General features: G+C 72.4%; 20 protein-coding genes. 11 read left to right on the top strand and 9 right to left on the bottom strand.

Features of this window, described 5'->3' with window-relative positions:
- Window positions 1-46: 46 nt before the first annotated feature.
- A complete protein-coding gene (locus tag DVR05_RS12865) occupies window positions 47-586 on the top strand; it encodes a hypothetical protein (RefSeq protein ID WP_116246098.1) in 540 nt (179 codons plus the stop codon).
- A gap of 193 nt (window positions 587-779) precedes the next feature.
- Here DVR05_RS12865 and DVR05_RS12860 read toward each other — a convergent pair whose 3' ends face one another.
- From DVR05_RS12860 to DVR05_RS12850, 3 genes are all read right to left on the bottom strand, one after another.
- Complete coding sequence (locus DVR05_RS12860; protein WP_116246097.1) at window positions 780-1,094, bottom strand: sec-independent translocase; 315 nt, start codon at window positions 1,092-1,094, stop codon at window positions 780-782.
- Between the two features lie 155 nt (window positions 1,095-1,249).
- Window positions 1,250-1,453 (bottom strand): cold-shock protein, encoded by a 204-nt coding sequence (locus DVR05_RS12855; protein ID WP_116246096.1) that lies wholly within the window; start codon window positions 1,451-1,453, stop codon window positions 1,250-1,252.
- A gap of 344 nt (window positions 1,454-1,797) precedes the next feature.
- A complete protein-coding gene (locus tag DVR05_RS12850; RefSeq protein ID WP_116246095.1) occupies window positions 1,798-3,444 on the bottom strand; it encodes a dolichyl-phosphate-mannose--protein mannosyltransferase in 1,647 nt (548 codons plus the stop codon).
- Between the two features lie 108 nt (window positions 3,445-3,552).
- On the opposite strand from DVR05_RS12850, the gene rsmI reads away from it, so the two are divergent.
- On the top strand, window positions 3,553-4,437 hold the full coding sequence (gene rsmI / locus DVR05_RS12845; RefSeq protein WP_116246094.1) for a 16S rRNA (cytidine(1402)-2'-O)-methyltransferase: 885 nt from the start codon (window positions 3,553-3,555) through the stop codon (window positions 4,435-4,437).
- Window positions 4,430-5,092: an AIM24 family protein gene (locus tag DVR05_RS12840; protein WP_116246093.1), complete on the top strand. Its 663-nt coding sequence runs from the start codon at window positions 4,430-4,432 to the stop codon at window positions 5,090-5,092. Before rsmI ends, DVR05_RS12840 begins: the two co-directional genes overlap by 8 nt.
- A gap of 182 nt (window positions 5,093-5,274) precedes the next feature.
- Here the strand turns inward: DVR05_RS12840 and secD are convergent, their stop codons facing one another.
- Both secD and DVR05_RS12830 read right to left on the bottom strand, forming a co-directional pair.
- Window positions 5,275-7,938: a protein translocase subunit SecD gene (secD, locus tag DVR05_RS12835; RefSeq protein ID WP_116246092.1), complete on the bottom strand. Its 2,664-nt coding sequence runs from the start codon at window positions 7,936-7,938 to the stop codon at window positions 5,275-5,277.
- A 74-nt stretch (window positions 7,939-8,012) separates the two neighbouring features.
- Window positions 8,013-8,471, bottom strand: coding sequence for a hypothetical protein (locus DVR05_RS12830; protein WP_232832106.1), 459 nt, complete (start codon window positions 8,469-8,471; stop codon window positions 8,013-8,015).
- Between the two features lie 295 nt (window positions 8,472-8,766).
- On the opposite strand from DVR05_RS12830, the gene metG reads away from it, so the two are divergent.
- Entirely contained in the window at window positions 8,767-10,596 is a 1,830-nt protein-coding gene (metG, locus tag DVR05_RS12825; RefSeq protein WP_116246090.1) for a methionine--tRNA ligase, read from the top strand.
- On the top strand, window positions 10,583-11,506 hold the full coding sequence (locus tag DVR05_RS12820; protein ID WP_116246089.1) for a TatD family hydrolase: 924 nt from the start codon (window positions 10,583-10,585) through the stop codon (window positions 11,504-11,506). Before metG ends, DVR05_RS12820 begins: the two co-directional genes overlap by 14 nt.
- A 146-nt stretch (window positions 11,507-11,652) precedes the next feature.
- On the opposite strand, the gene rsgA is transcribed toward DVR05_RS12820, so the two are convergent.
- From rsgA to DVR05_RS12805, 3 genes are all read right to left on the bottom strand, one after another.
- Entirely contained in the window at window positions 11,653-12,774 is a 1,122-nt protein-coding gene (gene rsgA, locus DVR05_RS12815) for a ribosome small subunit-dependent GTPase A (protein ID WP_116246088.1), read from the bottom strand.
- A 218-nt stretch (window positions 12,775-12,992) separates the two neighbouring features.
- Window positions 12,993-13,883 carry an MHYT domain-containing protein gene (locus tag DVR05_RS12810; RefSeq protein WP_116246087.1) on the bottom strand — a complete coding sequence of 297 codons (891 nt, stop codon included), beginning with the start codon at window positions 13,881-13,883 and terminating at the stop codon, window positions 12,993-12,995.
- Between the two features lie 184 nt (window positions 13,884-14,067).
- Window positions 14,068-14,679: a TetR/AcrR family transcriptional regulator gene (locus DVR05_RS12805; protein ID WP_255423087.1), complete on the bottom strand. Its 612-nt coding sequence runs from the start codon at window positions 14,677-14,679 to the stop codon at window positions 14,068-14,070.
- 398 nt (window positions 14,680-15,077) lie between these two features.
- On the opposite strand from DVR05_RS12805, the gene DVR05_RS12800 reads away from it, so the two are divergent.
- From DVR05_RS12800 to DVR05_RS12790, 3 genes are all read left to right on the top strand, one after another.
- Window positions 15,078-15,782, top strand: a complete 705-nt coding sequence (locus DVR05_RS12800; RefSeq protein ID WP_116246086.1) for a carbonic anhydrase — start codon at window positions 15,078-15,080, stop codon at window positions 15,780-15,782.
- A 176-nt stretch (window positions 15,783-15,958) separates the two neighbouring features.
- Window positions 15,959-16,204 (top strand): hypothetical protein, encoded by a 246-nt coding sequence (locus DVR05_RS12795; RefSeq protein ID WP_116246085.1) that lies wholly within the window; start codon window positions 15,959-15,961, stop codon window positions 16,202-16,204.
- A 73-nt stretch (window positions 16,205-16,277) separates the two neighbouring features.
- On the top strand, window positions 16,278-17,096 hold the full coding sequence (locus DVR05_RS12790) for a hypothetical protein (RefSeq protein ID WP_116246084.1): 819 nt from the start codon (window positions 16,278-16,280) through the stop codon (window positions 17,094-17,096).
- Between the two features lie 287 nt (window positions 17,097-17,383).
- Here DVR05_RS12790 and DVR05_RS12785 read toward each other — a convergent pair whose 3' ends face one another.
- The gene (locus tag DVR05_RS12785; protein ID WP_116246083.1) at window positions 17,384-17,908 is read right to left on the bottom strand and encodes a DUF6069 family protein; all 525 of its coding nucleotides are present in this window, start codon (window positions 17,906-17,908) and stop codon (window positions 17,384-17,386) included.
- A gap of 90 nt (window positions 17,909-17,998) precedes the next feature.
- On the opposite strand from DVR05_RS12785, the gene alr reads away from it, so the two are divergent.
- From alr to tsaB, 3 genes are all read left to right on the top strand, one after another.
- Complete coding sequence (gene alr, locus DVR05_RS12780) at window positions 17,999-19,126, top strand: alanine racemase (RefSeq protein ID WP_116246082.1); 1,128 nt, start codon at window positions 17,999-18,001, stop codon at window positions 19,124-19,126.
- A gap of 131 nt (window positions 19,127-19,257) precedes the next feature.
- Window positions 19,258-19,770 (top strand): tRNA (adenosine(37)-N6)-threonylcarbamoyltransferase complex ATPase subunit type 1 TsaE, encoded by a 513-nt coding sequence (gene tsaE, locus DVR05_RS12775; protein ID WP_116246081.1) that lies wholly within the window; start codon window positions 19,258-19,260, stop codon window positions 19,768-19,770.
- Window positions 19,771-19,781: 11 nt separating this feature from the next.
- The gene (gene tsaB / locus DVR05_RS12770; RefSeq protein WP_116246080.1) at window positions 19,782-20,459 is read left to right on the top strand and encodes a tRNA (adenosine(37)-N6)-threonylcarbamoyltransferase complex dimerization subunit type 1 TsaB; all 678 of its coding nucleotides are present in this window, start codon (window positions 19,782-19,784) and stop codon (window positions 20,457-20,459) included.
- Window positions 20,460-20,507 lie beyond the last annotated feature (48 nt).

Raw genomic sequence — 20,507 nt, 5'->3', positions numbered from 1 at the left:
CCCGGGCGGGGCCGGACCGAGCCGACGCCGAAAGGCCGCGACCCCCGTGTCCGACTCCCCACACCACAGTGGCGGCTACCCGCAGGACCAACCCGAGCACATCGGAGGGTACGAACCCTCGCCCCCGGAACCGGTCGACGACCCTCCCCGCACGACGGTGGAGCCGTTGGAGGGGGCCGAGGAGCCCGCCGACGGTCCGGTCGCCGCCGAACGTTTCCGCCGGACCACCCCGGCACGGCGCAAGGCGATCCCCGCGCGCAGGGCCGGCGGGTACTGGCGGTTGGCCTCGGGGACGGTCACGTACGTGATGGTGGTCGGCGGCATGGCCGACTACGTCGACCCAAGGACGCGGGCCCTGGGGCACCTGGTCTTCTGGACGCTCATCGGACTGGCCGCGCTCGTCAGCGTCGGCCGTGAACACCGGCACGGATGGGATCCCGCGCCGCGCTGGCCCTGGCTGGCCGGTGCGCTGGGCGGAGCGGCCGCTGTCGAGATCCTGGTCGTCGCGGTCGGTTCGCCCACCATCATCGTGGGGTCGCTGATCCTGCTGGGACTGGCCCTGTTCGTCCTCCTGCTCTTCGGCTGACCGCTCGGGCGCCGACAGCGGGGCGCCGCCAGACGGGGCGAGCCGCTGGCGGGGAACGAGCCGGGCGTCAGGCCGCGTCGCGGGCGTCCGCCGAGGGCGGTGGCGGGCGACGGGCGGGCGTGGCCGAGGCATCCCCGGCTTCGGGGCGACCGAACACGGGGCGAAGCGGAGCGGAGGCCCGAAACCGACGCGGTCAGGTGGCCTCGTCGTCGAAGGGCGGGCGCTTGCCGTTGAGCCGCGCGGCGGGACGGCGCTCGACCTCGTCCTCGCCGTCCTCCCAGAAGTGCTTCTGCACGAAGCGCTTCGGGTTCAGGTCCTGGACGTCGAAGTCCTTGAACTCGGGGCCGAGCCCCTCCTTGATGTCGGCGGAGGCGGAGTTGGCCATCATCCGGAGCTGGCGGAGCAGCCGTCCCGCCTGCTGGGCCATCTTGGGCAGCTGGTCGGGACCGAAGATCAGCACCGCGAGCAGGAGGAGGACGATGAACTCTCCTCCGCTGATGTTGAACATGCGCGATCCTCGCCCTTCGTGATGCGACCGGCTTCAAGCAGGTTAACCGGTATCCATGCTCATGGGTAACCATGCCCCGATGACGACGAGGTGTCCGAAGACCGACCGGCCCCCCACTCGCGGGCGAGCGGGGGGCCGGGGAAGACGGGTGGCGGTCAGACCGCGTGGACGTCAGCCGCCTGCGGGCCCTTGGGGCCCTGGATGATGTCGAACTCGACCTTCTGGTCCTCCTCCAGGTTCCGGAAGCCGGTACCCGCGATCGCCGAGTAGTGGACGAACACGTCGGGCTGCCCGCCGCCGACGGCGATGAACCCGAAACCCTTCTCAGAGTTGAACCACTTCACGGTGCCCTGAGCCATGTGCTCTCCCTTGGGGACTACTGCGGGGCCGCACCCTGCTGGCCCCGGGTCGCCGGGCGCCGCATCGGCGAGACCATCCCCGACGAGTGCCCACGTGCAGTTCCGCGAGGCGCCTCGGGCATCCATGGAAACAACAACAGCAACCAGTCGTTGACATTACCAGGGCGAGTCCCCGATGCCGAGCCCTTTCTCGAAGGAATCCACGTTCCGGGGTGTCCTCTTTCGGCTACTCAGAACTGTTGATTTCCCACGCCGATGGTACTAAAGGAGGCGAACTCCGCAGGCGGAAACACCGCTGCCGCCCGTCACGGCCGCTCCTGCCCCGGGCGGCGCTCCCCCACAGGTCAGGAGCCCCCGTTGCCGTAGATCCACACGTCGAACCACAGCCGTTCCCGCCAGCTGGCCTCGTCGATCGGATAGGCCGCCAGGACGGGGTAGAGATACGCGAAGTGCGCGATGATCAGCAGCATCACGACACCGAAGACGATTCCGCCCAGGGCTCGCGCATAGGGCGCGAAACGCGGGCTCTCCTCCCCGGCGCCCATGACCAGCCCGAGCATGAGCGTGACGGCCAGGACCAGGAACGGCAGGATCGGCAACGCGTAGAACAGGAACATCGGTCGGTCCGGGTAGGCGAACCAGGGCAGCCAGCCCGCGGCCACCGCCAACACCACCGCTCCGGCGCGCCAGTCGCGGAAGGTCACCCACCAGCCGACCATCACCAGGAGCGCGATGACGGCGGTCCACCAGATGACGGGCGTGCCGATGGACACGATCGAGGTCACGCAGTCGCCGGTGCCGCAGCCCACGGCCTCGCCGTTGTAGTGGAACATCACCGGGGTGCGCATGACGAGCCACTCCCACGGCGCGGAGATGTAGGAGTGGTCGCTGGTGAGGGTGCTGTGGAAGTGCATCATCCGGCCGTGGTAGTCCCACAGGCTCACCAGCGCCTCCACGGGCTCCCTCAGCGGCGCGGGCACCCCCGCGGGCAGCAGGCCGTCGGCGTGGTCGCGGTTGTATCCGCCACCGGTGAACAGCCATCCCGACCAGGAGACGAGGTACACCACCGCGGCCACGACGACCGTCTGGACGAACGCCGGGACGGCGTCGACCCCCAGCCACCGCCAGAACGGGCGCTGCTGACCCACGTTGCGTCGCGCCCCGTAGTCCCACGCCACCGTGAGCAGACCGAACGCCGCCATGAAGAACAGGGCCGACCACTTCGTTCCGACCGCCAGACCGAAGCACAGTCCGGCAGCCAGCCGCCACCAACGCGCACCCAGCCACCACACCCGGGTCACGTCCGCTCCGGACTCCGCGACCCGCGCCAGCCGCTCCCGGGTCGCGTCACGGTCGATCACCAGGCACGCGAACCCCGCCAGCAGCCACAGCGTCAGGAACATGTCCACCATGGCGATACGGCTCAGCGTGAAGTGCAGACCGTCCAGGGCCAGGATCATCCCCGCCGTACAGCCCAACAGCAGCGAACGGGTCATCCGCGTCGCCAGGCGCACCAGGATGAGCACCGTGACCATCCCGGCCAGCGCGGAGGCGAACCGCCACCCCTCGGGCGTCATGGACGAGCCGAAGGGCAGGAGCGACCACAGCCAGTCGCCGAGCGCGATCATCCACTTGCCGACCGGCGGGTGCACGATGAAGTCGCCCGCCCCGGTGAAGATGTCCTGCTGCCCCTGGGCCAGCAGGTCGTCGGCGCGTTCGACCGTCTCGTGCTCGTAGCCGAACTCCCACAGGCCGTAGGCGTCCTTGGCGTAGTACGTCTCGTCGAAGTAGATCCTCGGGGGCTCGCCGAGGTTGAAGAGCCTCAGGGCTCCGGCGAACAGGGCGACGAGGAGGGCGCTCGCCCAGCCCAGCCAGCGCTGCCCCGCGCCGGTGGAGGAGGGGTGCGGCAGGCCCAGGCGTTGCCGGGTCGGATGGGGTGGGAGGGGCGCCGTGGGAGGCGGAGCCTCGGAGGAAGGTGCGGTGGTGGTCATCTCGGCTCGTAGGTTGGGGTTCGGGCGGTCCGTGTTCGGGCGGGCCGCGAAACCGGGTTTTCGGTCGGCATGACAGGCCAACCGTAGCGTGACAGGACGGGGATCACAGTGGATGAGGGTGTGGCTGGTGCACGGCGCGTCGGGACGTTGACGCTCGCCGGGTTGCCCATCGGGAACCTGGAGGACGCGCCGCCCCGGCTCATCGGAGCGTTGGAGGGCGCACGGGTCATCGCGGCCGAGGACACCCGCAGGCTGCGCCAGTTCGCCGCACGGGCGGGGGTGCGCCTGGGCGGCGCCGAGGGCGCCCGGGTCGTGTCCTACTACGACGCCAACGAGAGCCGTCGGACCGACGAACTCCTCGCCGACCTCAGGGACGGGGTCGACGTGCTGGTGGTCACCGACGCGGGGATGCCCGGGGTGTCGGATCCCGGCTACCGCCTGACCGCGGCCTGCGCGGAGGAGGACATTCCGGTCACCTCCATTCCGGGTCCGTCGGCCGTGACGACCGCGCTCGTGGTCTCGGGCCTGCCCACCGACCGATTCTGCTTCGAGGGCTTTCCGCCGCGCAAGGGGCTGACCGGATACCTGGCCGACCTGGCGGACGAGCGCCGCACCATGGTCTTCTTCGAGAGCCCCCACCGGATCGCCGCGACCCTGACGGCGATGGCCGACGCGTTCGGCGCCGACCGCCGCGCCGCCGTCTGCCGTGAGCTGACCAAGACCTACGAGGAGGTGCGCCGGGGCGGGCTCGGCGAGCTCGCCGCCTGGGCGTCCGAGGGCGTGCGCGGGGAGATCTCCGTGGTCGTGGAGGGGGCGCGCCCGGGCGGCGGGACGGCCAGCCCCGCCGACCTCGTCGCGGCCGTGTCCGCACTGGAGGAGGAGGGCGTACGCCGCAAGGAGGCGATCGCCCGCGTGGCCAAGGAGGCGGGCGTGCCCAAACGTCGGGTGTATGACCTCGTCCACGGGGTGGGGCAGGATCAGGGGCATGCGTAGCGAACTCTTCCGGCACGCCCAGGAGAACAACCTCCCCGGCATGTCCCTCCAGAACCACAAGATGCTGCGGATCGGCCTCAACGGCTCGGTGCTCGCCCGGCAGGGCTCGATGGTCGCCTACCAGGGCAACGTCGACTTCTCCTACGAGGGCTCCGGCAGCGTCGGCAGATTCTTCAAGAAGGCCCTCACCGGCGAGGGCATGCCCCTGATGCGGATCACCGGCCAGGGTGACGTCTTCCTGGCCCGCGACGCCTGGGACGTGCACCTCGTCGACCTCGAAGGCGACGCGATCACCGTCAACGGTGAGAACGTCCTCGCCTTCGACCCCACTCTGAGCTGGGACATCCGCCGGGTCGAGGGGGCGGGGATCATCTCCGGCGGTCTGTTCAACACGGTGTTCCACGGGCACGGACGCGTGGCCATCGCCTGCCACGGCGCGCCCGTGCTGCTCAACATCGACCAACCGACCTTCGTCGACACCGACGCGGCGGTCGCCTGGTCCAGCTCGCTGCGGACCGGGGTGCGCCGGACCATGAAGGCGGGCGCGCTGATCGGCCGGGGCAGCGGCGAGGCCGTCCAGATGTCCCTCGAAGGGCAGGGCTTCGTGCTCGTCCAGGCATCCGAGGGCGCTCCGGCCCCCGCCCCGACGGGCTGACACCGGGGACCGTCCCGGACCGGACGCGCGCCCCCGCGCACGCGGGAGGGGCGACGCAAGTTAGCTGCTCAACGGCGGAAACGCCCGCGCGCCCCCGCGCACGCGGGAGGGGCCCGGGCGCCGTGCCGTGGCACGGTACCCGGGCCCCTGGTGTCCGGGAGGCGTCGAGCCCGCCGACGGGTCTAGACGACGGCGCCGTCGTCCATCTCGCGGACCGCCTTGGCGGCGTTGCGCTCCTTGGTCTTGCGCTCCTTGAGCACGTGCGGCGCGGGGGTCCGGTCCCACTTCTGGAAGAAGATGGCCAGCGGGATCGCCACGAACACCGTGGAGACCACACCGGTGCTCAGACCAACCAGCATCGCGATCGAGAAGTCCTGGAGCGAGGACCCGCCGAAGAAGGTCAGGAAGCTCAGGATGATGAGCGCGCCGACGGTGGTGTTGACCGTACGCGGCAGCGTGTTGAGCACCGCCCGGTTGGCGATCTCCCGGAACGGCGACCTGTCGTCCCGTGCCCACTCGTCGCGTACGCGGTCGAACACCACGACCGTGTCGTTGACGCTGAAGCCGATCACACTGAGGATCGCGGCGAGGAACACGCCGTCGATCGGCTTGCCCAGCCAGATGAACAGGCCGATCACCAGGGTGATGTTGAACGCCAGCGACAGCATCGTGGACAGGCCGAAGGACCAGCGGAACCGCCAGGCGAGGTAGAGCAGCTGGAGGGCGAGCGCCGCGCCCAGGGCGATCAGCGCCCGGTTGCGCAGCTCGTCGCCCATGCTCGGCCCGATCAGCTCGTCGCTGAGCAGCTCCACGCCGCCGGTCGCCTCGTCCAGGGCCTCCTCGACGGCCGCCGCGTCGGCGTCGGAGATGTCCCCGGTGCGCACGGCGAGGTCGCCGTCACCGGCCTCCTGCACGACCGCGGTGTCCGAGCCGGGGAAGCCGAGCCCGGCGACGACCTCGCGGGCGTCGTTCACGCTCAGGTCCTGGTCGCCGGTGATCTCGTACTCCAGGACCCGGCCGCCGGTGAACTCCACGCCCAGGTTGGTCTCCCGCACCAGCGGCGCGGCGACGGCGGTCACGACGATGAGCCCGGCCACGACCAGGGCGATCCGGCGGAACCTCATCAGGTCGGGGTTCTTGGTGGTCAGCCAGGTGCGCACCGGTCCGATCCGGCTGAGGCCGGTGATCGCCGGGTGCTTGCGGACGACCGCGCGACGGACCGCCCACTCGACCAGGACGCGCGCGATGACCAGGGCGGAGACCATCGAGGCGATGGTGCCGATGCTCAGGGTCACACCGAAGCCCTGGACGGTGCCGGAGGCGAAGAAGAACAGCAGCGCCGCGGCGATGAGCGTGGTGATGTTGGTGTCGAGCACCGCGCTCCACGCCTTCCGGCCGCCCTCGACGAAGGCCTTCTCCAGGCTCGGCGGGATGGCCCGGCGGCGACGGCGCCGGGCGGCCGCGCCCGTGGCCTCCTCGTCGTCGGAGTCCCGCATGCCGGACGCCCGGTTGGCGTCGTAGACCTGCTGCTGGCGCTGGTACTCCTCACGCGCGCGCTCGAAGATGAGCACGTTGGCGTCGATGGCCATACCGATGGCGAGGACGAAACCGGCCAGGCCCGGCAGTGTCAGCGTCGCCCCGATCGCGACCAGCGCGCCGTAGGCGATGAGCGTGTAGAACGCCAGCGCCACCGACGCCAGCAGACCGACGAGCCGGTAGACCAGCGTGATGTACAGGGCGGTGAACGCGATACCCAGGACGGCGGCGATCGCGCTCGCCTGGATGGCGGCGGCGCCGAGGGTCGGGCCGACGGTCTGGCGCTGGATCTCGACGACCGGCAGCGGCAGCGAACCGCCCTCGATCAGGACCGCCAGCTCGTTTGCGCTCTCGCTGTTGAAGTCGGGGTTGGTGATGGTCGTGCTGCCCTCACGGCTGCCCGCGTCACACACGTAGTCCTGGTTGAGCTCCGGGGCGGAGATGATCTCGTTGTCCAGGACGATCGCGACACGGCGGCGCGGGTCGCCCATGTTGTAGCAGGCGGCGTCGCCGGTGAGCTCGGCCCACTCGTCGCGGCCCTCGCCCCGGAAGTTGACGTTCACGACCCAGGAGGCGCCGGTGACGGTGTCGAGCCGGGCCTCGGCGCCGGCGATGTGGTCGCCCTGGATGGCGGCCTCGCCGAGCTGGAGGTAGGTGCCGGTGGAGTCCGGGAGCGTCAGGGCGACGTCCTCGGGGTTCTCCGCGGGCTGGCCCTGGCCGGCGGTGGAGTCGCCGCCCATGCCGCCGAAGAGTTCGGCGAGCTCCTCCTCGGAGAGCCCGGAGCCGTCCTCGCCCTCGGTGGCCTCCCCGTCGCCGGAGGACCCCTCGTCCGAGGACCCGTCCCCGGTCTCCTCGGAGTCGGCCGGGGCACGGGCCTCGTCGGCCGTGTCCTGGGGGGCGTTGGCGAAGTCGCCGGGGGCGACCCCCTGGCCGCCCTGGCCGGTGCCCAGGACGGGGTGGATGGTCAGCTGCGCGGTCTGGCCGATGATCTGGGCGGCCTCCGCCGGGTCCTGGACGCCGGGCAGCTCGACGATGATCCGGTTCGCTCCGGAGCGCGACATGTTCGCCTCGGCGACGCCCAGGCTGTCGATGCGCTGGCGCAGCACCTCGATGACCATGTCGGTGTTCTCGGCGTTGGCCGGGGTGCCGTCCGGGCCGTCCTGGGTCTCCAGGACGATCTGCGTGCCGCCGCTGAGGTCGAGACCCAGGCGGGGCGGGATGAACCACGCCGCGCCGAACGCGACGAGGATGACGAGGAGGGAGATGAGCGCGCGAATCCAGCGCCCTCCGGCTCCCGTTTGACTGGACAAGGGGTGGAACCTCTCACTGCGGGTGGGTGGATCGCCGGGCGCGTCCGGTGGGGCCGGGCGCGGTCCGACAGGGGTCAGACGGTGGTGGGCGCGGTGAGAGGGGGCGCACGCGTGGGCGGCAGTTCCCCGGAGGTGACCTGTTCGGGCAGGGGGTCGGGGTGCGGGCGGGGGAGCGGCCACCACGGTTGCTCCCAGGCCGCCAGCCGGAGCGCGCAGCCGGGCACCGCGTCGGGAAGGTCGCGCGCAGTGGCGCGCTGTTCGCAGGTGGCCGGGGCCGCCGCGGCCGTGAGGACCGGACGCTCGCCCGGGGCGGCGTGCTCGCGGGGGCCCTCACCGGTGTCCTCCCCCGCCGACGCGCCGGGGTCGGCCGCCCGTTCGACACCGGGGACGCCGTGCGGCGCGTGCCCGGGCGTCCCGGCCGCCGAGGCGGTGGACGCGGAGGGCAGGGCGAGCACGACGGTCAGCACCACACCGGTGATGAGCACGGCGGCGCGGGCAGGGCGGGGTAGCGCACGGGTAACCGTGGTGACCACCGCCTCGAACGAAGGACCGGGTTGACTGTGGGACCGCCGGGCGCCCCGGTCGCGATCGGCGGCGTTCAGCAGAGCATACGGGCACGATCAGACCCGGGGGAATCGTCCCCCGGCTCCCTGTGGACGACCGCGGCCCCACTACTGTTCCTACCACCGCGAGGCCCGTCCGGTAAGGGTGCTTCCGGCCGCCGCGACGGCCGCCGGACGTGGCCGCTTCCGGCCGCGACCGAGGCCGGGGCGGGCGGCGACCGTGCCGGAGGGCGCGGCCGGGTCCCGACGGCTTTAGTCTTGAGGCATGTCGTCGAATCGCCACATCCTGACCGCGGTCGCCTGGCCCTACGCCAACGGACCGCGCCACATCGGTCACGTGTCCGGCTTCGGAGTCCCCTCCGACGTCTTCTCCCGCTTCCAGCGAATGTCGGGCAACAACGTGCTGATGGTCAGCGGCACCGACGAGCACGGCACCCCGATCCAGGTGCTGGCCGACCAGGAGGGTGTGAGCGCCCGGGAGCTGGCGGACCGCTACAACCGGATCATCGCCGAGGACCTGGTCGCCCTCGGCCTCTCCTACGACCTGTTCACCCGTACCTCCACCGGCAACCACTACTCCGTCGCCCAACAGCTGTTCACCACGCTGTACGAGAACGGCTACGTCTTCACGCACACCACCAAGGGCGCGATCTCGCCGTCCACCGGCCGCACGCTGCCCGACCGCTACATCGAGGGCACCTGTCCGATCTGCGGGTACGACGGCGCGCGCGGGGACCAGTGCGACAACTGCGGCAACCAGCTCGACCCGATCGACCTCATCGGCCCCCGGTCGAGGGTCAACGGGGAGGTCCCGGAGTTCGTGGACACCGAGCACTTCATGCTCGACCTGCCCGCGTTCGCGGACATCCTCACCACGTGGCTCAAGGGCAAGGAGGGCGACTGGCGCCCCAACGTCCTCAAGTTCTCCCTGAACCTCGTGGAGGACCTCCAGCCCCGCGCGGTCACCCGTGACCTCAACTGGGGCGTGCCCATCCCGCTGGAGGGCTGGTCCGACAACGCCAACAAGCGCCTGTACGTGTGGTTCGACGCGGTGATCGGCTACCTGTCCGCGTCCATCGAGTGGGCCCGGCGGATCGGGGAGCCGGACGCGTGGCGCCGCTGGTGGCAGAACGAGGACGCCCGGTCCTACTACTTCATGGGCAAGGACAACATCGTCTTCCACTCGGTGATCTGGCCCGCCATCCTGCTCGGCGCCAGCGGCGAGGGGGACCGCGGCGGCGACGCGGGCGAGCTGGGCTCCTTCAACCTGCCCACCGAGGTGGTCTCCAGCGAGTTCCTCACCATGGAGGGGCGCAAGTTCTCCTCCTCGCGCCGCGTGGTGATCTACGTGCGCGACTTCCTGGAGCGCTACTCCGCCGACGCCCTGCGCTACTACATCATGGCCGCCGGGCCCGAGACCCAGGACACCGACTTCACCTGGGCCGAGTTCGTCCGCCGCAACAACGACGAACTGGTCGCCGCCTGGGGCAACCTGGTCAACCGCTCGATCTCCATGGCCGCCAAGAACCTCGGCGAGATCCCCGAGGCGGGCGAGCTCACCGACGAGGACCGGCGGGTGCTGGCCGCATCGCGGGAGGCGTTCGCGCAGGTCGGGCGGAAGTTGGAGCGGTCGCAGTTCAAGGCCGCGCTCCAGGAGGCGATGCGCACGGTCGCCGAGGCGAACAAGTACATCTCCGACCAGGCCCCGTGGGCGCTGAAGAAGACCGACCCGGACCGGATGGCCACCGTCCTGCACGTGGCGCTCCAGCTGGTCAGCGACGCCAACGCGCTGCTCACGCCGTTCCTGCCCGAGTCGGCCAACAAGGTGTACGCGATGCTGGGCGGCACCGGCACCTGGACGGGCATGCCCCGCCTGGAGACCGGACACGACACCATCGGCGGCTCCGAGGAGGCGGTGGACTACCCGGTGATCACCGGAAACTACGCCGACGACGAGGCGCGCTGGGAGTCCCGGCCGATCGTGCCCGGCACCCCGCTGAGCCGTCCGCAGCCGCTGTTCGCCAAGCTCGACCCGTCCGTGGTGGACGAGGAGCTCGCCCGCCTGGGGCTGGAGGGCGCCGATGGCCAGGCGTAGCGGCAAAGCGGTCAGGGAGCGCAACAGCCAGACCCCGCCGCCCGTGCCCGAGCCCCTGCGCGTCCCCGTGGCCGACAGCCACACGCACATGGACATGCAGACGCCCGGGGTCGAGGAGATCATCCGGACGGCCGAGAGCGTCGGCGTGACCCCGCTCATCCAGGTGGGCGTGGACCTGCCGTCGTCGCGGTGGGCCGCCGAGACCGCCGAGGCGCACCCGGGCAGGGTGTGGGCGGCCGTCGCGCTGCACCCCAACGAGGCGCCGCGCGTCGTGCACGGTGACGGCGCCACCGGGGTGGAGGTCGACGACACCGACTGGGCGGGCAAGGCCCGCCCGGGCGGCGGCTACGAGGGGCTGGCGGAGGAGCTGGCGGGGATCGACGCGCTGGCCGCCCTGCCGCACGTGGTGGCGGTGGGGGAGACCGGGATGGACACCTTCCGCACCGGCCCGGAGGGGGCGCGTGCGCAGGAGGAGTCCTTCCGCCGCCACATCGACATCGCCAAGCGTCACGGCAAGGCGGTGATGATCCACGACCGCGAGGCGCACGAGGACGTCCTGCGGATCCTGGCTCAGGAGGGCGCGCCCGAACGCGTCGTCTTCCACTGCTTCTCCGGCGACGCCGACATGGCGAAGGTCTGCGCGGAGCAGGGCTACTTCATGAGCTTCGCGGGCAACGTGACCTTCGCCAGCGCCGAACCGCTGCGGGAGGCGGCCCGGGTGGCGCCGCCGGAGCTGATGCTCGTGGAGACCGACGCGCCCTTCCTGACCCCCAAGCCCTACCGGGGTCGGCCCAACGCCCCCTACCTCATCCCGCACACGCTGCGCTCCCTGGCGCAGACCAAGGGGATGGACGAGGACGACCTGGCCGCGGCCGTCGCCGACAACGCGCGGCGCGCCTTCGGCATCTGAGCCGCTCACCTCGGCGGCCGAACCGCCGGACGCCCGGCCTCCCCGTCAGGGGGAGCCGGGCGTCCGTGCGTGAGCGGGGGAACGGGCGGCCGGTCGCCGCGGTCCGGTCCCCTCCGAACGGGCGGCTGCCCGGAACGGGCGGTCGCTCAGAACGAGTGGCCGCGCTTACGCCGCCGAGCGTCCCTGGCGATCCTGTCGTGGGACTTCCAGCGCCGCTTCTCCTCCTCGCGCAGCCGCCGGTCGGTCCGCGACCGGTTCCGTTCGGCCTCGCGCCGGAGCTTGTTCCACCGCTCCAGCCGACGGGCGTCCAGCTCGCCCTCGTCGACGGCGGCGACGACAGCGCACCCGGGCTCGGGTCCGTGCGAGCAGTCCGCGAACCGGCACCGCTGGGCGAACTCCCGGATGTCGTCGAAGGTGCGGTCGACCCCGGTCGCGTCGCCCGGGACGTCGATCCGGCGCACACCGGGGATGTCCAGGATCAGGGCTCCACCGGGCAGGGTGAGGAGCTGGCGGTGGGTGGTCGTGTGCCGCCCGCGCCTGTCGTGGCGGATCTCGCCAGTGTCCATCAGGGTGTGTCCGGCGATGGCGTTGACCAGGCTGGACTTCCCGGCGCCGGAGGTGCCCAGAAGGACCCAGGTGCTGCCGGGCAGCAGGCGGGCGGCCAGCTCCCCCAGACCGACCCCGGTGCGGGCGCTGACGGTGTGCACGTCGGCGCCGCCGGCGACGGACTCGACGAGTTCGACCACCTCCGGGAGTCGGTCACCGGCGAGTTCGGCCTTGGTAACGGCGACGACGGGGGCGGCTCCGCTGGCCCAGGCCAGGCTCAGGAAACGTTCCAGGCGGCCCACATTGGGGCCCTGGTCGGCGGCCTCACAGATCAGGACGGTGTCGACGTTGGCGGCCAGGACCTGGTCGTGGGAGTCGGTGGCCACGCCCTGGCGGACGAGGGCCGAGGCGCGCTCCAGGACGGCCTCGATCAGCCAGGTGCCGCCGGACCGGCGTACCGCCACCCAGTCGCCGCTGGTCGGGGCGCTGGCGGGGTCGGTGCGGGCGGCGCGGCGCACGGCGGGGGAGTGTTCGGCGGTCTCGGGCGTCGGGAGGAGGACCTGGGCGCCGCCCCGGCGCGCCGCGCTGACCCGGGCGGGCAGGAGGACGTGCTGGCTGGTCAGGGCGACGGAGTCGAAGGCGGCCTCGACACGGGAGGTCCAGCCGAGGGGGGTCAGCGGGTGCGACGCGGAGGCGTCGTCGGAGTGGTCGTGGGTGCTCACGTCGGGCTCTCTGTGACGGCGAGCCCCGGGAGGGCGTCCTCAGGGCTCGCGGACGATCGTGGAGGTGGGCTGGGGGTGGAACGTGAACTCAGCCATGGCGTCGTCCTCTCCGTCGTCGGTCGGCCCCGTGGCACGCGGCGCGTGCGGGCCCGCCGATTCTAGGTCGGCCGGGCCCGGGGGAGCCAGCGGTTTTTCGGGTGCGGGGCGGCCCGGTGGGGTCAGCGCCTGTTGCGGGGCGTCCACACGTCGTCGGCGGGCGCGGGGGCGGTTCCGCGTGCGGAGTGGCGGGGCGTGTAGGGGGCGGGGGCTCCGTCGGTGCGGACGTCCCCGCGCGGTCCGCCTCCGGGTGTGCTCGGCGCCCTCCGGGCGGCCCTCCCGCGGCCGTCGCGGTCGTCCGCCGCGAGCATGAGGACGAGGCTGCAGATGAGCAGGAAGACGAACAGGCCCACGATCAGCGGCAGGAGCAGGTCGGGGGCGCTGGACCCGGGCGGGGTGGACCGCCGCTCCCCGCTGTCGGCGGGTGTGATGCTGACCCCGGCCATCGCCGTGTAGTGCATGGCGGTCACGGCGGCGGCCATGACCAGGGAGGCGACGACGATCACGGGGGCGCCCCGCAGCCGGGAGGCGAACCACAGGGCGGCGGTGGCCGCCACCAGGGCGATGGCGGAGGCCGCGACCACGTGGCCGTGCTCATGGTGCATGGTCCCGGCGACGTTCATCGAGGCCATGCCCATGTAGTGCATGGAGACGATCCCGACCCCGGAGATGAGGCCGCCCGTGATCAGTCGGGAGTTGGTCGGCCGGGTGATGGTCAGTGCCAGGGCGACGGCCATGACCGCCACGGCGAGCACGCCGCTGCCCACGGTGAGCAGGGGGTCGTAGCGGATGATGACGTCGGGCACGGAGTAGCCCATCATCGCGATGAAGTGCATGGACCACACGGCGGTTCCGCCGAGGGAGAGGGCGGCCAGGGCCAGCCACACCCAGCGGGCCGCGCTGGTGGTGAGACGGGCGCGGGTGGCGAAGGCGAGTCCGAGCAGGGAACCGATGACGGAGACGGTGTAGGCGATCGTGGGGGTGAGGGCGGTCTGCGCGAGGTACTGGACCACTGGTGCGGCGCTCCGGACTGGGGTGGGGGGTCACTGCATGTTACAAATCCAGTGATTTGTGGCACGAGTGGTTGAGGCCACGTATGGTGTCCGGTTTCGGCCATGCGGCCCCCGTGTGAAGAGGGACGCGGGTGGAAAGGGATGGTTGTCGGTTGCCCGGAGGCCGCCCGTCGGCCGCCCGCGGTCAGTCCGGTGACCGTCCTGGCCCGGAGCCGCTTCGCGGGCGGGCGCCGTCGGAGCGGCCCTCACCGCCGCCCTGGGTGCGCAGACCCCTGAAGGCGATGCGGGCCAGGGAGTCGGCGAGCTCGTCGGCGTCCAGTCCGCGATCGGGCTTGTACCACTCCACGATCGAGTTGACCATGCCGAACAGCAGCCGGGAGGCGACCGCCGGGTCCACGTCGTCGCGGATCTCACCGGCGGCGATGCCCTCGCGCACGAGATCGGCGACCAGGTGGTCGAACTCGCGGCGCCGGGCCAGGGCGTGCTTCTCCACCTCGGTGTTGCCCCGGACCCGCAGCAGGAGGGTCACGTGCGGCAGCTGCTCCACCAGGACGCGGACGCTGCCGTGCAGGACGTTCTCCAGGCGGTCGATCGCCGGACCGGTGGTCGAGGACTCCTCCCGGGTGACCGCGAAGAGCGCGTCGAGGGCCAGGTCGAGGGAGCGGCGCAGCAGTTCGGTCTTGCCGCTGACGTGGTGGTAGATGGCCGACTTGGTGACGCCCAGCGCGCGGGCCAGGTCCTCCATGCTCGTGCCGTCGTACCCGCGCTCGTTGAACACGCGCGCGGCGACGCGCAGGACGGAGTCGGCGTCGTGGCCGGGGCGGCCGGAGCGGCGCCGGGCGACCTCGCCGCGTGCGGGCACCGGTTCGACTGGGGAAGTTCGGGACACGGCTGTCGAATCTACCTCCTGTTGAGCGTCCACGTGCGGGGCGGGCGCGAGCCGGTGGTCCGTGTCGGCGTCCGCACACGGAACCGGCGAACTGAACGAACGGTCGGTTTTCCCTTCATGGTAGGCGACCACCCCTGATCCCCGTCGGCCGGTGCTCGGCGGGGCGGGGGCGGGGCGTGGGCGCGCACCCGAACGGCGTTAGGGATTCGTCAAACCGGTGGTGTCCGAATAGTCGCGAAGAGTAGGTTCTGGGGCGCACGTGAGACACACGGTAGTTTGCTGATTACGTGAGGATTCGTACCCCCATGACCCTCTCACGCCGTGGCGCCCTGCGCGCCTCCCTCCTCGGCGGCGCCGGTGCCGCCGCCGCGACCGCGGCGCCCGGGGCGGCCCTCGCCGACCCCGTCCCCACCGTCCCGCCCGGTTCCGTGGACGCCCGTCGCGCCCTCCGCCTGCTCCGGTGGGGCAACCGTCGCTGGCGCCACCACGCCTCCCTGCATCCGCACGAGGGCAGAGCCCGCAGAGCCGCGCTCGTCGACGGGCAGTACCCCTTCGCCACCGTCCTGGGCTGCGCTGACTCGCGCGTCCCCCCGGAACTGGTCTTCGACCAGGGCCTCGGCGACCTGTTCACGATCCGCTCCGCCGGCGAGGTGCTCGACCAGTCCGTCCTCGGCAGCGTGAGCTACGCCGCCGAGCACCTGGAGGTGCCGCTCATCGTCGTCCTGGGGCACTCCTCCTGCGGTGCGGTCACGGCCGCGGTCGAGGCGTACCGGAGCGGCGAGGTCCCGCCCGGCCACATCGGTTACCTGGTCGAGCGGATCCTTCCCGTCGTCGAGTCCACACCCGAGGACGGCGACGACTTCGTCGACGACTGCGTCCGCGCCAACGCGCGGCACGTCGCCGAGAAGCTGCGGGAGGACCCCGATCTGCGGGACCGGGTCGACTCCGGACTCCTGGACGTCGTGGCCGCCCGCTACGACCTGGAGGACTCGCGGGTCACCTGGCTGTGACGCGCGGGGTGCGCGGTGCGCGGGACACCCGGTGCGCGGAGTGTCCGGGGCGGGCGGAACGGACATCGGGCGCACACCGATCGAACGTGCGTCATCCGTACAACGGGCACTTCACAGCGTCGGAGGTGATGGGGGAGAATGCGCTCAGAGCCCCCCGAGACCGCAGGGAGACCGGTATGTTCCGGATCGCCATCAGCCGCCTCGCCGATGACGGGTGGCGCATCGTCCCGGAGCGGCGGGAGACCGCCATGACCGTCGACGAGGCGCTGCGCGCGGTGGAGAAACACCTCCCCACGGTCGATACCAGCGAGATCGACGGCGGTGTGGTGCAGCGGTCCGTCAACCGGGTCAACGACTTCCGCCGCGACGTGTCCACCGAGGACGGCGCCCGCTACCGGGTCGTCATCGCCCCGATGATGTGAGCCGGTCGGGGAGCCCGTCCCCCGGACCTCGCGCACAGCCCGGTTCGCCCACGGCCCTCCAGGGAGGAAACCCGTGCACCCCCACCCCCCGACGTCCCGGCACCGCGGTCGCGGATGGCTGATCGCGGTCTTCGTGGCCGCCGCCCTCGCCGTGATCGTCCTGGCCGGCGCGACGGCCTGGGTGTGGTGGTCCGCGCGGCCCGGAGGCGGTGAGACGTTCGTCGTCCGGGTGGGAGCCCCCGACGCCACCGTCTCCCCCGAGGACGTGGACCGCGTCGCCGAGATCCTGCGACGGCGGGTCCGGGGCATGGGGGCGGGAGAGCCGGTGGTCACCGCCGGGGAGAGGACCGTCACCGTCGAGCTGCCGCGCGACGCGGACGTCGAGGAGGCGGTCGCCCTCCTGGAGCGGCGGGGGCGCCTGACGGTCCATCCGGTCGTGGGGCTGGTGGGGCCGGTCGGCGAGCCAGGGGCCGAACCCGAGGACCTCTCCGACGTCGAGCTGGTCCTGCCGTCCCCGGACGGGAGCGGCGACCTGCTGCTCGGCCCGGCCGCGCTGGACAACGACGGGGTCGCGTCCGGTGAGGCCGAGAACAGCCCGGAGGTCTCCGCGTGGCTGGTGCACGTCACGTTCACCGGACGGGGGGCCGACACGTGGGCCCGCATGACCGGAGAGGCGGCGTGCCGACCGGCGGCGAGTCCACGGCGACGCATCGCGTTCGTGGTGGACGAGGAGGTGGTCACCGCGCCGGAGGTCGGGGTCGACGTCGCCTGCGAGGTCGGACTGGTGGGCGGGGCCACGACGATCACCGGCGGTTTCACCGAGGAGGAGGCGAGCACCCTGGCGGCCCTCGTCAGCGCCGACCCCCTGCCGCTGGAGACCACCGTGGAGTAGGGCGCGCGGGTCGGCGTGGGGTGCGGGTGGTGGTGCGCCCGGGGCGGAGCGGGGCGCGGGTCGTCGCTCTTGGGGCGTGCCGGAGGCCGCCGTGGCCGGGGGTCTGTGCGTGGCGTGGGATCTGTGTGAAGCGCCGCGCACGACGAAGGGGCGGGACCCCGCGGCCCCGCCCCTCATGGCTGTCCCTGTGCGCCTGTCGTGCCCCTCCTCGTCGGCCGGTCCGCCGCCGTCCCGGTTCCGGCTCGGCACCCCCGCTCTCCGGGGTCGCCGCCGGTCCCCGGGGCCGGTCACAACCTCCGCGTGTCCCCGCGGTAGTCGGACCGGTCCACGTCCGGCAGCAGGCCCTCGTGCCGTAACACCGGGCGCGACCTTCGCCCCGACCGGACGACGGCGGTCCCCGCGACGCCGCTCAGCAACGTCGCGATCGCCACTCCGGCGACGAGGTTGACGACCGCCGTGGCGATCTGGCTGGCCAGCTCGGCGCCCTGGAGGAACGGCGTGACCGCGGCGACCGCCGTGATCAGACCGATCATCCAGCCGAAGAACGCGCGCGGTCGCGGCGCCGCCAGCAGCAGCACGTGCAGCAGGCCCGTGGCCAGCAGTGCCGCCGCGGCCGCCATCAGCGCGTAGGCGACGGTCCCCGAGTCACCCAGGTCACCGGCCTCCTCCGGGGCGAGCACGGGAATCCCCAGAACCCCCCGGATGACCAGAGTGCCGACCAGGACGACCAGCGCCGCCACCACGGCCGTGGCCAGTCCCCCGGACCACAGCCGTACCGCGTCGACCGGACGCTCACTTCCGAACTCGCCCATGCCGATCCCCCCAGAAACGGCCTCGAACTCGGTCGTAGCCCACATACCCGCAGCTCCCGAGCGGTAACCCACACGTGGAAGACTGGGAGCATGGCTCACTTCGCGCACGCCCGCGTCGACCTGGACGCGATCGCCGACAACGTCCGGCTGCTCCGTGAGCACGCCGGCGGCACCCCCTTCATGGGTGTGGTGAAGGCCGACGGTTACGGCCACGGCATGCTTCCGGCGGCTCGCGCGGTCCTCGCGGGCGGCGCCACGTGGCTCGGCACCGCCTTCATCCACGAGGCCCTCGCCCTGCGCGCGGCCGGGATCACCGCTCCCGTGCTCGCCTGGATCATCCCGCCGGGTGAACCGGTCGCGGAGGCGGTCGCGGCCGGGATCGACCTCGGGGTCAGCGACCGCGCCGTCCTCGACGCCGTCGTCGCGGCGGCGCGCGAACTCGGCCGGGTCGCGCGCGTCCAGTTGAAGATCGACACCGGGCTCAACCGCGGCGGGGTCAGCGCCGCCGAGTGGCCCGCCCTGGTGGAGGCCGCCGCCCGCGCCGAGGACGCCGGTGACCTGCGCGTCAGCGGCGTGTGGTCGCACTTCGCGTGCGCGGACGAGCCCGGCCACCCCTCGATCGCGCGCCAGCTCTCCAGCTTCCACGAGGCGCTGGAGACGGCCGACAAGATCGGCCTCACCCCCGAGGTCCGGCACATCGCCAACTCGGCGGCCCTGCTCACCCTCCCCGAGGCCCGCTTCGACCTCGTGCGCGGCGGTATCGCCAGTTACGGACTTGTCCCTATTCCCGGTTTCGACGTGCCCGGATTGCGGCCCGCGATGACCCTCCGGTCCCGCGTCGCCCTCACCAAGCGCGTCGGCCCCGGCAACGGCGTCTCCTACGGTCACCGATACGTCACCAAGCGCGACACCACCCTGGCCCTGGTGCCCCTCGGCTACGCGGACGGCGTCCCACGGCACGCCACCAACAAGGGGCCCGTGCTGCTCGGAGGGCGTACCCACACCATCTCGGGAACAGTCTGCATGGACCAGTTCGTTGTGGATGTAGGCGATGAGCCGGTGGAGGCGGGGGAGCACGCGGTACTGTTCGGCGATCCGACCGACCACCCCGCGACCCCGACCGCCGGGGACTGGGCCGAGGCCCTGGACACCATCCCGTACGAGATCGTCACGCGGGTGGGCGCGCGGGTTCCTCGGGAGTACACCGGCGGCGCCTGAGCCGGACGCCGCCGAGCGTCCCAGCCGCCTCCGCACCCCGTCTAGCCTGGGTGGGGAGGTCTCCTCCGGCGCGCCAGGAGCGGCGCGGCCGGTCGCCACCCGACCCACTACCGACACAAGCTGCGAGTCAGATGACAGACGTAACAGCCACCGCCACGGGCGCGCCCGTCGTCCACGAGGTCACGGCCGCCACCGACGGAGCCATGCGCGCCCTGGGCCGGGATCTGGCCGCCCTCACCCGCGCCGGTGACGTCCTGATCCTGTCCGGTCCCCTCGGCGCGGGCAAGACCACGTTCACCCAGGGCCTGGGCGAGGGCCTGCGGGTACGCGGCTCGGTCACCTCGCCGACCTTCATCATCTCCCGCATCCACCCGTCCCTGGTCGGCGGTCCAGCCCTCGTGCACGTGGACGCTTACCGGCTCGGCGGGCCGGACGAGATCGACGACATCGACCTCGACATGACCATCCCCGACTCCGTCACCGTGGTCGAGTGGGGCGAGGGCGTCGCCGAGGGGCTGAGCGACGACCGGCTGGAGGTCCGGATCGAACGCCACCCCGACGACACCAGAACCGTCCACCTGATCCCCGTCGGGGACCGGTGGTCCGACGTCGACCTGCCCGGCATCGCCGCCGGGCGCGGATGAGGCGGTCGCCCGTGCTGCTCCTGGCCTTCGACACCGCCACCCCGGCGGTCACCGCCGCCATCGGTGAGAGCTCCGCCGACGGCGCCTTCACCCTGCGCGCCAGCGCCTCCTCCGTGGACGCCCGCCGCCACGGCGAACTGCTCGGCCCGACCATCCGCCGCCTCACCGAGGAGGCGGGGGTCGGACTCGGCGACCTCGACGGCGTCGCCGTCGGGATCGGCCCCGGCCCCTACACCGGGCTGCGGGTCGGCCTGGCCACCGCCCACGCCCTGTCCGACGCCCTCGGCGTGCCCTGCCACGGCGTCACCACCCTGGACGCGCTCGCGTTCGCCACGGGGCGCACGGAACCCTTCGTCGCAATGACGGACGCCCGCCGCAAGGAGGTGTTCTGGGCCCGCTACGACGACCACCTCACGCGGGTGGGCGAGGTGCGCGTCGACCGGCCCGCCGAGGTCGACACCGCCAGTCTGCCCCTGGTCGGGCACGGCGCCGACATGTACGCCGACGTCCTCGGCGACGCCGCCGCGGCCCCGGAGCCGCTCCACCCCGACGCCGCAGCGATGGTCGAACTGGCGCTGCTGCGCCTGCACCGGGGCGAGGAACTGCCCGAGCCCAACCCGCTCTACCTGCGCCGTCCCGACGCCGTTGCGCCCGGCGCGCCGAAGAAGGTCCGGCAGTGGGTGAAGTGAGCGACACGACCGGCGTGACCGACGCGGGCGGCGGTGTGCGTCTGCGTC

The organism is Nocardiopsis sp. FIRDI 009 (genome assembly GCF_003386285.1).
Taxonomy (GTDB): Bacteria; Actinomycetota; Actinomycetes; order Streptosporangiales; family Streptosporangiaceae; genus Nocardiopsis.
This window is presented reverse-complemented; position numbering and strand designations above follow the sequence as displayed.